Origin of the sequence: Streptomyces sp. Je 1-332 (assembly GCF_040730185.1) — a bacterium.
Lineage (GTDB): Bacteria > Actinomycetota > Actinomycetes > Streptomycetales > Streptomycetaceae > Streptomyces.
In genome coordinates this window covers 1,741,609-1,755,538 of sequence record NZ_CP160402.1, presented here as the reverse complement: position 1 = coordinate 1,755,538, position 13,930 = coordinate 1,741,609, and the positions used below count along the sequence as shown (strand labels likewise).

The 13,930-nt window shown below is 70.9% G+C and carries 14 protein-coding genes; 8 read left to right on the top strand and 6 right to left on the bottom strand.

The features are described from left to right. The first annotated feature begins 53 nt into the window (after window positions 1–53). Entirely contained in the window at window positions 54–329 is a 276-nt protein-coding gene (locus ABXJ52_RS08175; RefSeq protein ID WP_367040493.1) for a GlsB/YeaQ/YmgE family stress response membrane protein, read from the top strand. A 74-nt stretch (window positions 330–403) separates the two neighbouring features. On the opposite strand, the gene tyrS is transcribed toward ABXJ52_RS08175, so the two are convergent. The 3 genes from tyrS to ABXJ52_RS08160 all read right to left on the bottom strand — a co-directional run bounded on the left by tyrS (window position 404) and on the right by ABXJ52_RS08160 (window position 4,666). Continuing rightward, a complete protein-coding gene (gene tyrS, locus ABXJ52_RS08170; RefSeq protein ID WP_367040492.1) occupies window positions 404–1,672 on the bottom strand; it encodes a tyrosine--tRNA ligase in 1,269 nt (422 codons plus the stop codon). Between the two features lie 79 nt (window positions 1,673–1,751). Continuing rightward, a complete protein-coding gene (locus tag ABXJ52_RS08165; protein ID WP_367040491.1) occupies window positions 1,752–3,146 on the bottom strand; it encodes a metallopeptidase TldD-related protein in 1,395 nt (464 codons plus the stop codon). Beyond that, on the bottom strand, window positions 3,143–4,666 hold the full coding sequence (locus tag ABXJ52_RS08160; RefSeq protein ID WP_367040489.1) for a TldD/PmbA family protein: 1,524 nt from the start codon (window positions 4,664–4,666) through the stop codon (window positions 3,143–3,145). The genes ABXJ52_RS08165 and ABXJ52_RS08160 overlap by 4 nt, the downstream gene beginning before the upstream one ends. Before the next feature lie 185 nt (window positions 4,667–4,851). Here ABXJ52_RS08160 and fabG point away from each other — a divergent pair, with 185 nt between their 5' ends. The 3 genes from fabG to ABXJ52_RS08145 all read left to right on the top strand — a co-directional run bounded on the left by fabG (window position 4,852) and on the right by ABXJ52_RS08145 (window position 6,819). Then, window positions 4,852–5,571, top strand: coding sequence for a 3-oxoacyl-[acyl-carrier-protein] reductase (gene fabG, locus ABXJ52_RS08155; RefSeq protein ID WP_367040488.1), 720 nt, complete (start codon window positions 4,852–4,854; stop codon window positions 5,569–5,571). Window positions 5,572–5,576: 5 nt separating this feature from the next. Continuing rightward, the gene (fabI, locus tag ABXJ52_RS08150; RefSeq protein WP_367040487.1) at window positions 5,577–6,338 is read left to right on the top strand and encodes an enoyl-ACP reductase FabI; all 762 of its coding nucleotides are present in this window, start codon (window positions 5,577–5,579) and stop codon (window positions 6,336–6,338) included. Between the two features lie 136 nt (window positions 6,339–6,474). After that, window positions 6,475–6,819, top strand: a complete 345-nt coding sequence (locus tag ABXJ52_RS08145) for a hypothetical protein (RefSeq protein WP_367040485.1) — start codon at window positions 6,475–6,477, stop codon at window positions 6,817–6,819. 18 nt (window positions 6,820–6,837) lie between these two features. Here the strand turns inward: ABXJ52_RS08145 and ABXJ52_RS08140 are convergent, their stop codons facing one another. Further along, the gene (locus ABXJ52_RS08140) at window positions 6,838–7,530 is read right to left on the bottom strand and encodes a FadR/GntR family transcriptional regulator (protein ID WP_367040483.1); all 693 of its coding nucleotides are present in this window, start codon (window positions 7,528–7,530) and stop codon (window positions 6,838–6,840) included. Window positions 7,531–7,665: 135 nt separating this feature from the next. On the opposite strand from ABXJ52_RS08140, the gene ABXJ52_RS08135 reads away from it, so the two are divergent. The 4 genes from ABXJ52_RS08135 to ABXJ52_RS08120 all read left to right on the top strand — a co-directional run bounded on the left by ABXJ52_RS08135 (window position 7,666) and on the right by ABXJ52_RS08120 (window position 10,210). Then, complete coding sequence (locus tag ABXJ52_RS08135; RefSeq protein WP_367040482.1) at window positions 7,666–8,970, top strand: CynX/NimT family MFS transporter; 1,305 nt, start codon at window positions 7,666–7,668, stop codon at window positions 8,968–8,970. A 123-nt stretch (window positions 8,971–9,093) separates the two neighbouring features. Further along, complete coding sequence (locus tag ABXJ52_RS08130; RefSeq protein WP_150166275.1) at window positions 9,094–9,210, top strand: SGM_5486 family transporter-associated protein; 117 nt, start codon at window positions 9,094–9,096, stop codon at window positions 9,208–9,210. 168 nt (window positions 9,211–9,378) lie between these two features. Then, the gene (locus ABXJ52_RS08125) at window positions 9,379–9,603 is read left to right on the top strand and encodes a hypothetical protein (RefSeq protein ID WP_367048899.1); all 225 of its coding nucleotides are present in this window, start codon (window positions 9,379–9,381) and stop codon (window positions 9,601–9,603) included. A gap of 88 nt (window positions 9,604–9,691) precedes the next feature. Beyond that, complete coding sequence (locus tag ABXJ52_RS08120; RefSeq protein ID WP_367040481.1) at window positions 9,692–10,210, top strand: histidine phosphatase family protein; 519 nt, start codon at window positions 9,692–9,694, stop codon at window positions 10,208–10,210. Between the two features lie 92 nt (window positions 10,211–10,302). Here the strand turns inward: ABXJ52_RS08120 and serB are convergent, their stop codons facing one another. Beyond that, entirely contained in the window at window positions 10,303–11,517 is a 1,215-nt protein-coding gene (gene serB / locus ABXJ52_RS08115; RefSeq protein WP_367040479.1) for a phosphoserine phosphatase SerB, read from the bottom strand. Window positions 11,518–12,024: 507 nt separating this feature from the next. Next, window positions 12,025–13,899, bottom strand: coding sequence for a streptophobe family protein (locus tag ABXJ52_RS08110; protein WP_367040478.1), 1,875 nt, complete (start codon window positions 13,897–13,899; stop codon window positions 12,025–12,027). Window positions 13,900–13,930 lie beyond the last annotated feature (31 nt).

Genomic DNA, 13,930 nt, shown 5'->3' with positions numbered 1-13,930 from the left:
GATCGGTCGAGACTTGCCGTAATGCTCATGTTGAGCCGAACGAGGAGGCAGCTATGAGCTGGTTGTGGGCCATCATCGTGGGATTCGTGCTGGGACTGATCGCCAAGGCGATCCTGCCCGGGAAGCAGCACAGTCCGCTCTGGCTGACCACGATCTTCGGCATCATCGGCGCGATCATCGGCAACTCGCTTGCCTCCGCGTTCGGCATCGAGGACACCAAGGGCATCGACTGGGGGCGGCACGCCCTGCAGCTCGTGGCGGCCCTCGTCGTCGTCGGCGTCGGAGACATGGCGTACAAGATGATCAAGGGCAACAGGCAACGCGCCTGACCTGCCCGTACGCGGCGTGCGGAAGGGGCCGGTCCGTCGGGCCGGCCCCTCACGCGCGCCTACGGTGCCGCGGGTCAGCCCGCGGTGACCTCGACGGCCGCCAGGTTCTTCTTGCCGCGGCGCAGCACGAGCCAGCGCCCGTGCAGGAGCTCGTCGCGGGACGGGACGGCGTCCTCGGATGCGACCTTCGTGTTGTTCACGTAGGCCCCGCCCTCCTTGACCGTGCGCCGGGCCGCGGACTTGCTCGCCACCAGGCCGACCTCCGCGAGGAGGTCCACCACCGGGCCGAGCTCCGTGACCTGGACGCGCGGCAGCTCGGAGAGGGCCGCGCTCAGCGTCGCCTCGTCGAGGTCACCGAGCTCACCCTGGCCGAACAGCGCCTTGGACGCGGCGATGACCGCGGCGCACTGGTCGGCGCCGTGCACCAGCGTCGTCAGCTCCTCGGCGAGCGCGCGCTGGGCCGCACGGGCCTGCGGGCGCTCCTCGGTGAGCTTCTCGATCTCCTCGATCTCCTCGCGGGACTTGAAGCTGAGGATGCGCATGTACGTCGAGACGTCACGGTCGTCCACGTTCAGCCAGAACTGGTAGAACGCGTACGGCGTGGTCATCTGCGGGTCGAGCCAGACGGCGCCGCTCTCGGACTTGCCGAACTTGGTGCCGTCCGCCTTGACCATCAGCGGCGTGCCGACGGCGTGCACCGTGGCGTCCGGCTCCAGGCGGTGGATCAGGTCGATGCCCGCGGTGAGGTTGCCCCACTGGTCGCTGCCACCGGTCTGCAGCGTGCAGCCGTAGCGACGGTAGAGCTCCAGGAAGTCCATGCCCTGCAGCAGCTGGTAGCTGAACTCCGTGTACGAGATGCCCTCCTGGGACTCCAGGCGGCGGGCCACGGAGTCCTTGGTCAGCATCTTGTTCACACGGAAGTGCTTGCCGATGTCCCGCAGGAACTCGATCGCGGACATGCCCGCGGTCCAGTCCAGGTTGTTGACCATCGTCGCGGCGTTCTCGCCCTCGAAGGACAGGAACGGCTCGATCTGCGAGCGAAGCCGGGCCACCCAGTTCGCGACCGTCTCCGGGTCGTTCAGGGTGCGCTCGGCGGTCGGCCGCGGGTCACCGATCTGACCCGTGGCGCCGCCCACCAGGGCGAGCGGGCGGTGCCCCGCCTGCTGGAGCCTGCGGACGGTGAGGACCTGCACCAGGTGCCCGACGTGCAGGCTGGCCGCGGTCGGGTCGAAGCCGCAATAGAACGTGACGGGACCGTCCGCGAGCGCCTTGCGCAGTGCATCTTCGTCCGTGGACAGGGCGAAAAGGCCCCGCCACTTCAGCTCGTCGACGATGTCCGTCACGGTCCTGTGTCTCCTTGAAAGGTTTCTGGCCGGTCGAAGGGCTTGAGGTTTCTGGCCGGTACCGGCCAGTCTATGGGCGTCACACGCCTTGGCTGACCGAGCTCATGTTGAAGTCGGGGATGCGCAGGGCGGGCATCGCGGCCCTGGTGAACCAGTCGCCCCACTCCCTGGGCAGCGTCTTCTCCGTGCGGCCGGCCTCCGAGGCCCGCGAGAGCAGGTCCACCGGCGACTCGTTGAAGCGGAAGTTGTTCACCTCGCCCACGACCTCGCCGTTCTCGACGAGGTAGACGCCGTCCCGGGTGAGCCCGGTGAGCAGCAGGGTCGCGGGGTCGACCTCGCGGATGTACCAGAGGCAGGTCAGGAGCAGCCCGCGCTCCGTGCCCGCGACCATGTCCTCCAAGCTGCGGTCGGTGCCGCCGTCCAGGATGAGGTTGTCGATGGCGGGGGCCACCGGCAGGCCGGTCAGGGACGCGCTGTGCCGGGTGCTGGTCAGGTGCGCGAGCTCGCCCGCGCGCATCCAGTCGGTGGCGGCCAGCGGCAGCCCGTTGTCGAAGACGGACGAGTCGCCGCCCGACGCGTGCGCGAGCACGAACGGCGCGGACTCAAGGCCCGGCTCGTTCGGGTCGCTGCGCAGCGTCAGGGGCAGCTCGGCGAGGCGGTCGCCGACGCGGGTGCCGCCGCCCGGCCTGGAGAACACCGTCCGGCCCTCGGCGGCGTCCCTGGCCGACGCCGACCACAGCTGGTAGATCAGCAGGTCGGCGACGGCGGTCGGCGGCAGCAGCGTCTCGTACCGCCCGGCCGGCAGGTCGATGCGCCGCTGCGCCCACCCCAGACGCTTGGCGAGCTCAGCGTCGAGCGCCGCCGGGTCCACGTCCTTGAAGTCACGGGTCGCGCGGCCCGCCCACGCGGACTTGGTGCGGTCGGGGGACTTGGCGTTGAGTTCCAGGGTGCCGCTCGGCTGATCGTGCCGCAGCCGCAGCCCCGTCGACGTACCGAGGTAGCTCGTCGTGTGTTCGTGGTTCGCGAAGCCGTACAGCTCGCGTCCGCCCGCTCGGGCCGCGGCGAACGCCTCGCCGAGCGCCGGGGCGAAGTCGTCGAAGACCGCGGAGGACGTCGCGAGCGGTGCGTCCCCGAAGTCCGCCGACTCCTTGGCCCCGGCCACCAGCGGCTGCGCGTCCTCGGCGGGACCCGCGCCGCGCGCGGCGTGCTCGGCGGCACGCACCAGGGGTTCGAGGTCGGCGGCGGTCACGGCCGACCGGGAGACGACGCCGGACGCCGTGCCCTCCTTGCCGTCGACGGTCGCGATGACGGTGAGGGTGCGGCCGCGGGTGACGCCGTTCGTGGTCAGGGCGTTGCCCGCCCAGCGCAGGTTCGCGGTCGAGTGCTCGTCGGCGATGACGACACAGCCGTCGGCGGTGGACAGTTCGAGGGCGCGCTCGACGACCTCGTGCGGCTTGTTGGCGCTACGGCTCATCGACCCGCCTCCTGCGTGGTGTTCAGAATGTTGACGCCCCGGAACAGGGCCGACGGGCAGCCGTGGGAGACCGCCGCGACCTGGCCCGGCTGGGCCTTGCCGCAGTTGAAGGCGCCGCCGAGTACGTACGTCTGCGGGCCGCCGACCGCCGTCATCGAGCCCCAGAAGTCGGTGGTCGTCGCCTGGTACGCGACATCGCGCAGCTGGCCGGTGATGCGGCCGTTCTCGATGCGGTAGAAGCGCTGTCCGGTGAACTGGAAGTTGTACCTCTGCATGTCGATCGACCACGAACGGTCGCCCACGACGTAGATGCCCCGGTCCACGCCCCCGATCAGGTCCTCCGTCGAGAGCCCGCCGGGATCCGGCTTGAGCGACACGTTCGCCATGCGCTGCACCGGCACATGGCCGGGGGAGTCCGCGTACGCGCAGCCGTTGGACCGCTCGAAGCCGGTGAGTTTCGCGATGCGCCGGTCCAGTTGGTAGCCGACCAGGGTGCCGTCCTTCACCAGGTCCCAGGACTGCGCGGCCACCCCCTCGTCGTCGAACCCGATGGTCGCGAGTCCGTGCTCGGCCGTCCTGTCACCCGTCACATTCATGATCGACGAGCCGTACGCGAGCTTGCCGAGCTGGTCGAAGGTGGCGAACGACGTCCCCGCGTACGCAGCTTCGTAGCCGAGCGCACGGTCCAGCTCGGTGGCGTGGCCGATGGACTCGTGGATGGTCAGCCAGAGGTTGGAGGGGTCGACGACCAGGTCGTACGAGCCGGCCTCCACGCTCGGGGCCCGCATCTTCTCGGCGAGGTGCTCCGGGATGCGCGCGAGCTCGGCGTCCCAGTCCCAGCCGGTCCCCGTGAGGTACTCCCAGCCGCGCCCGACCGGCGGCGCGATGGTCCGCATCGAGTCGAACTCGCCGCTCGTCCCGTCCACCGCGACCGCGGTGAGCTGCGGGTGCAGCCTGACCCGCTGCTGCGTGGTCACCGTCCCCGCCGTGTCCGCGTAGAACTTGTTCTCGTGCACGGTGAGCAGCGAGGCGTCGACATGCGAGACGCCGTCGGCGGCGAGCAGACGCGAGCTCCACTCGGCGAGCAACCCGCTCTTCTCCTCGTCCGGCACGGAGAAGGGGTCGATCTCGTACGACGACACCCAGGTCTGCTCGGCGTGCACCGGTTCCCGCGCGAGTTCGACCCGCTCGTCCGAGCCGGCCGCCTTGATGACCTTGGCCGAGAGCTTCGCCATCGCCACGGCCTGGGACGCCACCTTCGCCGCCGCGTCCATCGTCGGATCGACGCCCGAGGCGAACCCCCAGGTCCCGCCGTGCACGACCCGGACCGCGTAGCCGAGGTCCGTGGTGTCCGATGTGCCGGACGGCCTGGCGTCCCGCAGCCGCCAGGAGGCGCTGCGCACGCGCTCGAAGCGGAAGTCCGCGTGGTCTGCGCCCAGGGCGCGCGCCCGAGCCAGCGCGGCGTCGGCGAGAGCCCTCAGCGGCAGCGCCGTGAAGGCTTCATCGATGGAATGAGGCACGGATGTCTCCCTGCTGTCGGCACCGGTCGCTCAGATCATGTCGCGCGTGAGGGCCCGGCGGCCAGAGATTTCTGTAGGGACCCGACAGCGAGTCCGGTACGCCACTGTCGGTCGTCGATTCTCCGTATGGAGCACCGTACCGATAGGTTTTCGAGGTACCAGACCGCTATCGAAAGGGTGATCCGTTGAGCCGCTCGGTTCTCGTCACCGGAGGAAACCGGGGCATCGGCCTCGCCATCGCCCGCGTCTTCGCCGACGCCGGAGACAAGGTCGCGATCACCTACCGCTCGGGTGAACCGCCCCAGGCCCTCACTGAGCTCGGAGTCCTCGCCGTCAAGTGCGACATCACCGACTCCGAGCAGGTGGAGCAGGCCTACAAGGAGATCGAGGAGAAGCACGGTCCGGTCGAGATCCTGGTGGCCAACGCCGGGATCACCAAGGACCAGCTCCTCATGCGCATGTCCGAGGAGGACTTCACGTCCGTCCTCGACACCAACCTCACCGGCACCTTCCGTGTCGTGAAGCGCGCCAACCGCGGCATGCTGCGCGCCAGGAAGGGCCGCGTCGTGCTGATCTCCTCCGTCGTCGGCCTGATGGGCGGCCCGGGGCAGGCGAACTACGCCGCCTCCAAGGCGGGCCTGGTCGGCTTCGCGCGCTCGCTCGCCCGTGAACTCGGGTCGCGCAACCTCACTTTCAACGTCGTCGCGCCCGGTTTCGTCGACACCGACATGACCAAGGTGCTCACCGACGAGCAGCGGTCGAACATCGTGGCGCAGGTGCCGCTCGGCCGTTACGCGCAGCCCGAGGAGATCGCCGCCGCGGTGAAGTTCCTCGCCTCGGACGACGCCTCGTACATCACTGGAGCCGTCATCCCCGTTGACGGCGGATTGGGCATGGGTCACTGATCACCATGAGCGGAATTCTCGACGGCAAGAAGATCCTGATCACGGGCGTGCTGATGGAGTCCTCCATCGCGTTCCACGCGGCCAAGGTCGCGCAGGAGCAGGGCGCCGAGGTCATCCTCACCGCCTTCCCGCGCCCCACGCTCACCGAGCGCATCGCCAAGAAGCTGCCCAAGCCCGCCAAGGTCATCGAGCTCGACGTGACCAACCAGGAGCACCTCGACCGGCTCGCGGGCCTGGTCAAGGACGAGCTCGGCGGCCTCGACGGCATCGTGCACTCCATCGGCTTCGCCCCGCAGGGCGCCTTCAACTTCCTCGAGGCGACCTTCGAGGACGTCTCGACGGCCATGCACGTCTCGGCGTTCTCCCTGAAGTCGCTCACCATGGCGTGCCGCCCCCTGATGCCGAACGGCGGCTCCGTCGTGGGGCTGACCTTCGACGCGCAGTTCGCCTGGCCCAAGTACGACTGGATGGGCCCGGCCAAGGCCGCCCTCGAGGCCACCTCGCGCTACCTCGCCCGCGACCTGGGCAAGGAGAACATCCGCTGCAACATGATCTCCGCGGGCCCGATCGGCTCCATGGCGGCCAAGTCCATCCCGGGCTTCGCCGACCTCGCGGACGTCTGGAACACCCGTTCCCCGCTGGACTGGGACATGGCCGACCCGGAGCCGGCGGGCCGCGGCATCGTCGCGCTGCTCTCGGACTTCTTCCCGAAGACGACCGGCGAGATCATCCACGTCGACGGCGGCGTGCACATGATGGGTGCCTGACCAGGCATTTTCGTACGTTCTTGACGCCCCGTCCCCGCGCCGCGCGGGAGGCGGGGCGTCACCCGTTCGGCCCACCGGCCAGGCGGGGTCGCTGCATCACCGCGCACCCTGAAGTGTGCGCCCGTCACCTCCTGCGGTGCTCGCCGCTCTCACCCTGCTGATCGCCCTGCCGTACGGCGCCGCGTCGCATGCCGTCGGAGAGGCGGAGCCCCCACGCGCGCGCGTGGAGGCTCAAGAGGCGGCGAAACCGCGGCCCTTCGGCTCGGAGTGCCGCACTCGTGTCGAGGGCTCGGACGCGGTCGCCTATTGCCACAACCCGTACCCCGAGACCGACAGGGTCCGGCTGCACCTGGAGTGCGAGCAGTGGTGGGACATCGACAGCGACGGGGTCTTCGTGGAGGCCGGGCCCGCCCAGACCGTGCGGCTCACCGGACGGTGCTGGAAGGAGATCCGCTCGGTCTGGGTCAGCCACCAGAAGTGAGGGCCAGGTGCGCGGGCGTCAGGGGCGGGCGGGGTCCTCGAAGAGTTCCCTGCGGCACATGAAGGGGTAGCCCGCGGCCTCCTTGGCCGCCGCCTCCGCGTCGTTCTCGCGGATCGCGTCGACGAGCCGGGCGTGGTCCATGTGGCTCTCGGGGGTCAGCTCATCGCCGATGTCCTCGCGCAGCCAGTCCACCATCACCTCGCCGAGGTCGGCGTACATCGCCGTCATCGCGTCGTTGTGCGACGCGGCCACGACGGCCAGGTGGAACGTCGCGTCGGCGGCCACGAAGGCTTCGGCGTCGCCCGACGCCCAGGCCTCCTCGCGGCGCTCCAGCAGGGTGTCGAGCTGTTTGAGGTCGCGCTCCGTGCGCCGCTGCGCGGCCAGCTTCGCCGCGCTCGACTCCAGCGTGCTGCGCAGCTCCGCGATGTGCCGCGGATCCGTCTCGGCGAACCTGCGCTGCATGACACCGGCCAGTTCGCTGGTCGCGACCACGTAGGTGCCCGATCCCTGCCGGATGTCGAGCAGGCCGTTGTGCGCGAGGGCGCGGACCGCCTCCCGGACGGTGTTGCGCGCCACGCCCAGCTGCTCGACCAGCTCGGGCTCGGTGGGGATGCGGGATCCGACCGGCCACTCGCCCGTGGAGATCTGGTTGCGCAGCTCGGCGATGACCTGTTCGGAGAGCGCCGATCGGTGAGGGGTGGTCAGCGGCATGACGTTCCTTCGTGCGCGGGATGACGGGCGGGGCCGTGCGGGACGAGGTTACGGGTGAGGTGACGCGATCGGATGGGCGAGCGGATCGGCGAACCGATTGGACAGCCAATCATCCCATGATTCTATGATGGCTCCATGGCTAGTGAGGAATCCACGACGATGACACCGACACCGACGACACCGATACGTACCGACGCGGCGAACGGGGCGGCGGAGAAACAGCCCGCCACGCGCGCGTGGGCGACGCGTCTCGTCATGGTCGGCATCGTCCTCGCCGCCCTCAACCTCCGTCCGGCCATCACCAGCCTCGGCTCCCTCCTCGAAGAGGTACGTGACGGACTCGGCATGAGCGGCACGCTCGCCGGACTGCTCACCTCCGTCCCACCGCTCTGCTTCGCGGTCTTCGGTGTGATGGCACCGCGGCTCGCCCGCCGGTTCGGTCCCAGCGCGGTGGTCTGCGCGGGCATGGTCGCCATCGCCACGGGCCTGGCGATCCGCCCCTTCCTCGGCGGCACCGTCGGCTTCCTCGCCGCGAGCGCGCTCGCCCTCATGGGCATCGCGGTCAGCAACGTCCTGATGCCGGTGATCGTCAAGCGCTGGTTCCCCGACCGGGTCGGCTCGATGACCGGGCTGTACTCGATGGCGCTGGCCCTCGGTACATCGCTGGCCGCGGCCATCACCGTGCCCATGACCGATGCCATGGGCGGCAGTTGGCAGAACGGACTCGTGATGTGGGCGGCGCTCGCGGTCGTCGCCGTGGTGCCGTGGGTCCCGCTCGTGCGGGACCGGAGCGCCGCGTCGGCCGCCCCGGAGCACGTCAGCTCCGAGGTGCGCCAGGAGGACGCGGGACTGCGCATCACGCGCAGCCGTACGGCGTGGGCGCTGGCCTCCTTCTTCGGGCTCCAGGCCACCGCCGCGTACATCACGATGGGCTGGATGCCGCAGATCTTCCGTGACGCCGGGGTGCCGGCGGGGGAGGCCGGTGTGCTCCTCGCCGTCACCATGGCGATGGGCGTGCCGCTGGCCTTCGTGATCCCGCGGGTCGCCACCCGGCTGCCGAACCAGGGGCCCGTGGTGGTCGTGCTGGGCGCCTGTGGCCTCGCCGGATACGCGGGTCTCTATCTCGCCCCCGAGAGCGGAGCCTGGGCCTGGGCCCTGCTGCTCGGCGTCTCCAACTGCGCCTTCCCGCTGGCCCTCACCATGGTCGGCATGCGGGCCAAGAGCAGCGTGGGCGTCGCCAAGCTCTCGGCCTTCGCCCAGAGCACGGGCTATCTGATCTCGATCCCGGGTCCGCTCCTGGTGGGCGTGCTCTACCAGCACAGCGGTGGCTGGGGGCTGCCGATCGCGCTCATGGCGGGCCTGATGGTGCCGCAGATCGTGGTGGGCATCCTGGCGGGCCGCAACCGCACGGTCGAGGACGAGGTCGCGGCGGCTGCCTGAGCCCGGAGGCGGTTGCCCGGCCCCGACGGGGGTGGCTCGACGGCAACCTGGCCCCGGCGACGGCTCGACGGGCAACCTGACCCCGGCGGCGACGCGTCGGACAAAGGGTGCGAGACTCTTTCCATGCCAGTGCTCGACCCGAACCCCCAGAACGGCCAGAAGAAGCTGCTCATCGTGCTTGGCTCGATGCTGGCCATCACCGTGATCATCGGGATCATCGCCTCCATCGCCTCGCCGTGAACTGAACCCGGCGGGGCCGATGGTGGGGCTAGCACCACCATCCCCTAGGGGGCCAGTGTCAGGGTCAACTGGGTGGATCACCGGATGTGCTGAGGGTCGCGGGATCCGTACCTTCGAGATGTGGCCGCGAAGACGTGGCACGGAGGACTCGAAGACCCCGGAGGCGGCATGTCGGCCCACTCGCACACTCGGCGCGACCTGGGAGCCACCAAGGACTCCGCGAGCGTCGAGATCCAGCTTCCGTGGTGGGCGATCGCCCTCCCCGCCATCGCCTTCGCCGCCCTCCTCCTGCTGATACTGAACCCCGCCGACGCACACGCGGCGAGCGGCGAGCCGGTGGTCACGCACCTGCTCGAGCGCATCCAGGAGACCGTGTTCCGTACGGCCCCGTGACCTGCCCCGGGCGGACGCCGTCACCCATGGCGGGGGAGCCCACCAACTCCCTGCGCCCGCTGGCGGGTTTCGTGCGAAGCTGGGACGCATGAGCGTCGCAGAACCCCGCAGGATTGTCCTTTTCCGGCATGCGAAGGCCGACTGGCCGCAGGTGTCCGACCATGAGCGGCCCCTCGCGGAGCGCGGCCGCAAGGATGCCCCCGTCGCCGGGCGCAAGCTGGCCGACAGCGGCATCTCTTTCGACCTGGCCCTCTGCTCGACCGCCGCCAGAACCCGCGAGACATGGAAGCTCGCCGTCCATGAGCTTCCGCAACGGCCCAAGACGGTCTACGAGGATCGGCTGTACGAAGCCTCTCCGGGCGAACTGATCGCCGTGCTCAACGAAACCCCGGACGACGTACAGAACGTCGTACTGATCGGCCACAACCCCGGAGTGCAGGGGCTCGCCGACGTCCTCGCGGGCGACGCGGAGGGCGACGCCCGTACGCGCATGAACGGCCGCGGCTTCCCGACCGCCGCCTTCGCCGTACTGACGTACTCCGGCTCATGGAAGGCCCTGGAGCCCGGAGTCGGCACGCTCGCCGACTACTGGGCGCCTTCTGACTGACCCCCTGACGCACATACACCGATGGCCCCCGTACCGCAGCGGTACGGGGGCCATCGGTGTGATGGCGACTTCGCGGCTCCCGGACCGCGGTCTCAGTCGGTGTGGGTGTCCGCTGCCTCGACCTCTTCGCGGGTGACGCCGAGGAGGTAGAGGACGGTGTCGAGGAAGGGGACGTTCACCGCGGTGTGCGCGGCCTCCCGCACGACGGGCTTGGCGTTGAAGGCGACCCCGAGACCGGCCGCGTTCAGCATGTCGAGGTCATTGGCGCCGTCGCCGATCGCGACGGTCTGCTCCAGCGGAACCCCGGCCTCGTCGGCGAAGCGGCGCAGCAGCCGGGCCTTGCCCGCGCGGTCCACGATCTCGCCGGTCACCTTGCCGGTGAGCTTGCCGTCGACGATCTCCAGGGTGTTGGCCTGGGCGAAGTCGAGGCCGAGACGTTCCTTCAGGTCATCGGTCACCTGGGTGAACCCGCCCGAGACGACGCCCACTTGGTAGCCGAGGCGCTTGAGCGTACGGATGAGGGTGCGGGCGCCGGGCGTGAGGCGGACCTCGGAGCGGACCTTGTCGACGACCGAGGCGTCGAGCCCGGCGAGGAGTCTCACGCGGGCGTGCAGCGACTGCTCGAAGTCCAGTTCGCCGCGCATCGCGGCCGCGGTCACCTCGGCGACCTCGTCCTCGCAGCCGGCGTGTGCCGCGAAGAGCTCGATCACCTCGTCCTGGATGAGGGTCGAGTCGACGTCCATCACGACGAGCCGCTGGGCACGGCGGTGCAGTCCCGCGGCGATGACGGCGACGTCCACGCCGACCTTGGCCGCCTCCAGGGCGAGGGCGGTGCGCAGCGACTCGGTCGCCGTGCCGGAGACGTCGAACTCGACGGCGGTCACGGGGTACTTGGCGAGCCGGAAGATACGGTCGATGTTGCCGCCGATCGCGGCGATGCTGGCGGCGATCGCGGCGGTCGACTCGGCGGTCAGGGGGTTCCCGAGCATCGTGACGTGCGAACGGCCGTGGCCACGGGGGCGGTTGTCGCCGATGCCCGAGATGATCTCGGCCTGCATCTTCAGGGAGTCGGCCCAGCTGTGCACGGTGGACCGGAGGTCGCCCTCCAGGCCGGCCGGGGGCGCGGTCACGAGCGCGCACAGCACTATGCGGCCACGGGTGACTACCTGCTCGATGTCCACGACGTCGACGGAGTAGGCGGCGAGGGTGTCGAAGAGGCCTGCGGTGAGTCCTGGGCGGTCCTTGCCGAAGATCTTGACGAGGAGCGTGGGGGCGTCTGCGGGGTGCGGGGGCTGCGAAGCGCTCATGGTGTCTCCACGGTATCCGTCGCCCCTCGGGGGCGTACCGCCGGTCCGCTCCCCGGACACCCACGCAGGGCGCCGACCGCCTCCTCCCCGGCCCACTTTTCCTCCCCCAACCCACCCGCCGCTCACCCCGGGGCGTCGACGGTGCCCGGGGGCGGGTGGCCCTTGGGCGGCGGTTTTTCCCAGCCGCGGGTGCCCCTCGGCGGTTTCTTTCCCCGCCCGGGCGTTCACCTCCGGCGGATTTTCGCCCGCCCGCCCGCCCGTTCACCCCGTGGCGTCGACGGTCCCCGCTGGCGGGTGGCCATCGGGCGGCGGCTTTTCCTAGCCGCTGGTGCCTCTCGGCGGCTTTTATGCCTCCCGGGCGTTCACCTCCGGCGGGTCTTTCCCGCCCGCCCACCCGTTTACCCCGCGGCGTCGACGGTCCCCGCCTGTCGATCGCAGTCTCGGCCGCAGGGTGATCGGGTGGGTGGGCGGGAAAGCATTCGCCGCGAAGCGGCGGGACAGAACGCCCTACCGCCCCCCGCCGCCCCGCGGCCCCCGCGGCCCCCGCTTCGGAGGCGGCGGCGGTGGGGGAGGCGGGGGTGGCCAGTCTCCGTTGCCCGATGAGCGCGGGCGCGGCTTCGGCTTTGGGCGCGGGGGAGGCGTGATCGGGCCCACCACCGTCGGCGCCCCGGAGACATCGCTGGGCGGACGCAGGTAGGGGTTCGTGTCAGGGTTCGAGGGCCGGAAGGGCGCGCTCGGGCTGTACGGCCCCGCAGCACCGGGCGACCCCGCAGCCCCCGCATTACCCGGCGACCCCGCAGCCCCGGCGGTGCCGTGCGGCCCCGGAGCCCCGGCGGTGCCGGTCGCCCCCGCGACTCCGGGCGCCCCCGCAGCTCCGGCCGCCCCCGCGGCCCCCGCAGCTCCCCGCGACCCCCCAGCCCCCGCTGGGCCCGCAGCATCCACCCCCGCCCCCGCAGCCCCCACCCCCACAAGGGCCAACGCAGCAACCCTCCCCCCTGCCGCCCCACTGGCCACAGCAAGCGCCGCCCCCACCGCCCCCGCCCCCGCACCCCACGCCGCCCCCAGGATCAAGGCCATCCCCAGTTGGCCGTGCAGTTCTATCCCCGCCCCGAAAGCGTCGAAGCCGAGGACCGAGAGTGAGGCGTTCGCGGAGACTCCCGTCAGCCACACCAGCAGCGGCAGCGCCACCGCCGTCAGCGCGCCGAGCCGCACCGCGCACTGTCCCGCGAACCGCAGGGGGCCTGTCTCACCACGTATGTAAGGAGTGCGGACCGCGGTGAGCACCCCGGCGCACAGGATCATCAGCGCCGCCGCGACCCCGAGAAGCCAGACCCGGCTGTCGAGTTCCGCCAGCCGCCCCAGCGTCACCGCCTCGCCCCCCGCGGCGCCCGCGGTGCCCGAACCCGCGAGCAGCTCGTCCAGCGGATCCGGCAGAAGCTTCGCCAGCTCGCCCGTCGCCTCGCCGTCCCACGGCACGAAGAGCCCGACCGGCACCCCGAGCCACACCCCGTTCGGCGCCCCGAGCAACGCCGCGCCCGCGATCCGCCGAGGATGGGCGTCGCCGATCATCGCGTACAGCGCCGCGGCAAGACCGGCGAGCACCGCCATGAGCAACACCGTGACCAGCGCCGACGCGGCAGGACGCAGCACGCGGTGCACGCTGTCCCACCCGCGCGGCAACGGCGTACGACGCGAGGCGAGCAGCGCGATCAGCAGGACGACGCTCACCCACACCGCGCCCCCGAGCAGCGTCGGCCCCGTGTCCACCGTGAAGCCGACCGCGGCCTTCGCCTGGGCGAGATCGCCGAGCCGGTCGGGCAGCAGACCGCCGATGTCACCGAGACCGTCGGGAAGTTTGTCCGTGATGTCATCGGGGAGCTGGTCGACGCCCTCCTCGATGCCCTTGTCGATCCCCAGCTGCTCGCCGTCGATCGTGATGATGTCGTGACCAGCCCATGCCAACCCGCCGAGCATCACAAGAAAGAGGACGATCACCGCACTGACACGCGCAGCCAACTCGGCGGTCGTGATCACAACTCCCGCTCCGCGCAAGGAGCGTAGGAAGAAATACGCAAGCAGCACCGCGCCCGCGAGGCCGACCCCCAGTGGCGCGACGTCGATCGCCGTGGTCGCCTCGGCCCCTTCGAGCCCGAACGCCGACACGTCACCGGACGGGGTGACCGAGCCACCCGCGCCGAGCGCCACCACGGCAGCCGTCATCGGCCCCAGTGACCCCACCGCGTTCGCGCCGAGAAGGTGCAGACCGAGCGCCGCCGCACCGGCCATCCCGACAAGTGCCCAGCTCACAGCGGCGATCGCGGAGAGCAGCACATCGCCCCACCGCACACCCCGGCCTTCGACCCGTTTTCCGCCGGACTCCATCAGGACCCCCCGACTCACGTCGCATCGCCCG

Bases quoted from the DNA above. Each gene is read 5' to 3' on its own strand.
- ABXJ52_RS08175 (WP_367040493.1), top strand. From the start codon at position 54: ATGAGCTGGTTGTGGGCCATCATCGTGGGATTCGTGCTGGGACTGATC.
- ABXJ52_RS08165 (WP_367040491.1), bottom strand. From the start codon at position 3,146: ATGAGCCGTAGCGCCAACAAGCCGCACGAGGTCGTCGAGCGCGCCCTC.
- fabI (WP_367040487.1), top strand. From the start codon at position 5,577: ATGAGCGGAATTCTCGACGGCAAGAAGATCCTGATCACGGGCGTGCTG.
- ABXJ52_RS08140 (WP_367040483.1), bottom strand. From the start codon at position 7,530: ATGCCGCTGACCACCCCTCACCGATCGGCGCTCTCCGAACAGGTCATC.
- ABXJ52_RS08135 (WP_367040482.1), top strand. From the start codon at position 7,666: ATGGCTAGTGAGGAATCCACGACGATGACACCGACACCGACGACACCG.
- ABXJ52_RS08130 (WP_150166275.1), top strand. From the start codon at position 9,094: ATGCCAGTGCTCGACCCGAACCCCCAGAACGGCCAGAAGAAGCTGCTC.
- ABXJ52_RS08125 (WP_367048899.1), top strand. From the start codon at position 9,379: ATGTCGGCCCACTCGCACACTCGGCGCGACCTGGGAGCCACCAAGGAC.
- ABXJ52_RS08120 (WP_367040481.1), top strand. From the start codon at position 9,692: ATGAGCGTCGCAGAACCCCGCAGGATTGTCCTTTTCCGGCATGCGAAG.
- serB (WP_367040479.1), bottom strand. From the start codon at position 11,517: ATGAGCGCTTCGCAGCCCCCGCACCCCGCAGACGCCCCCACGCTCCTC.
- ABXJ52_RS08110 (WP_367040478.1), bottom strand. From the start codon at position 13,899: ATGGAGTCCGGCGGAAAACGGGTCGAAGGCCGGGGTGTGCGGTGGGGC.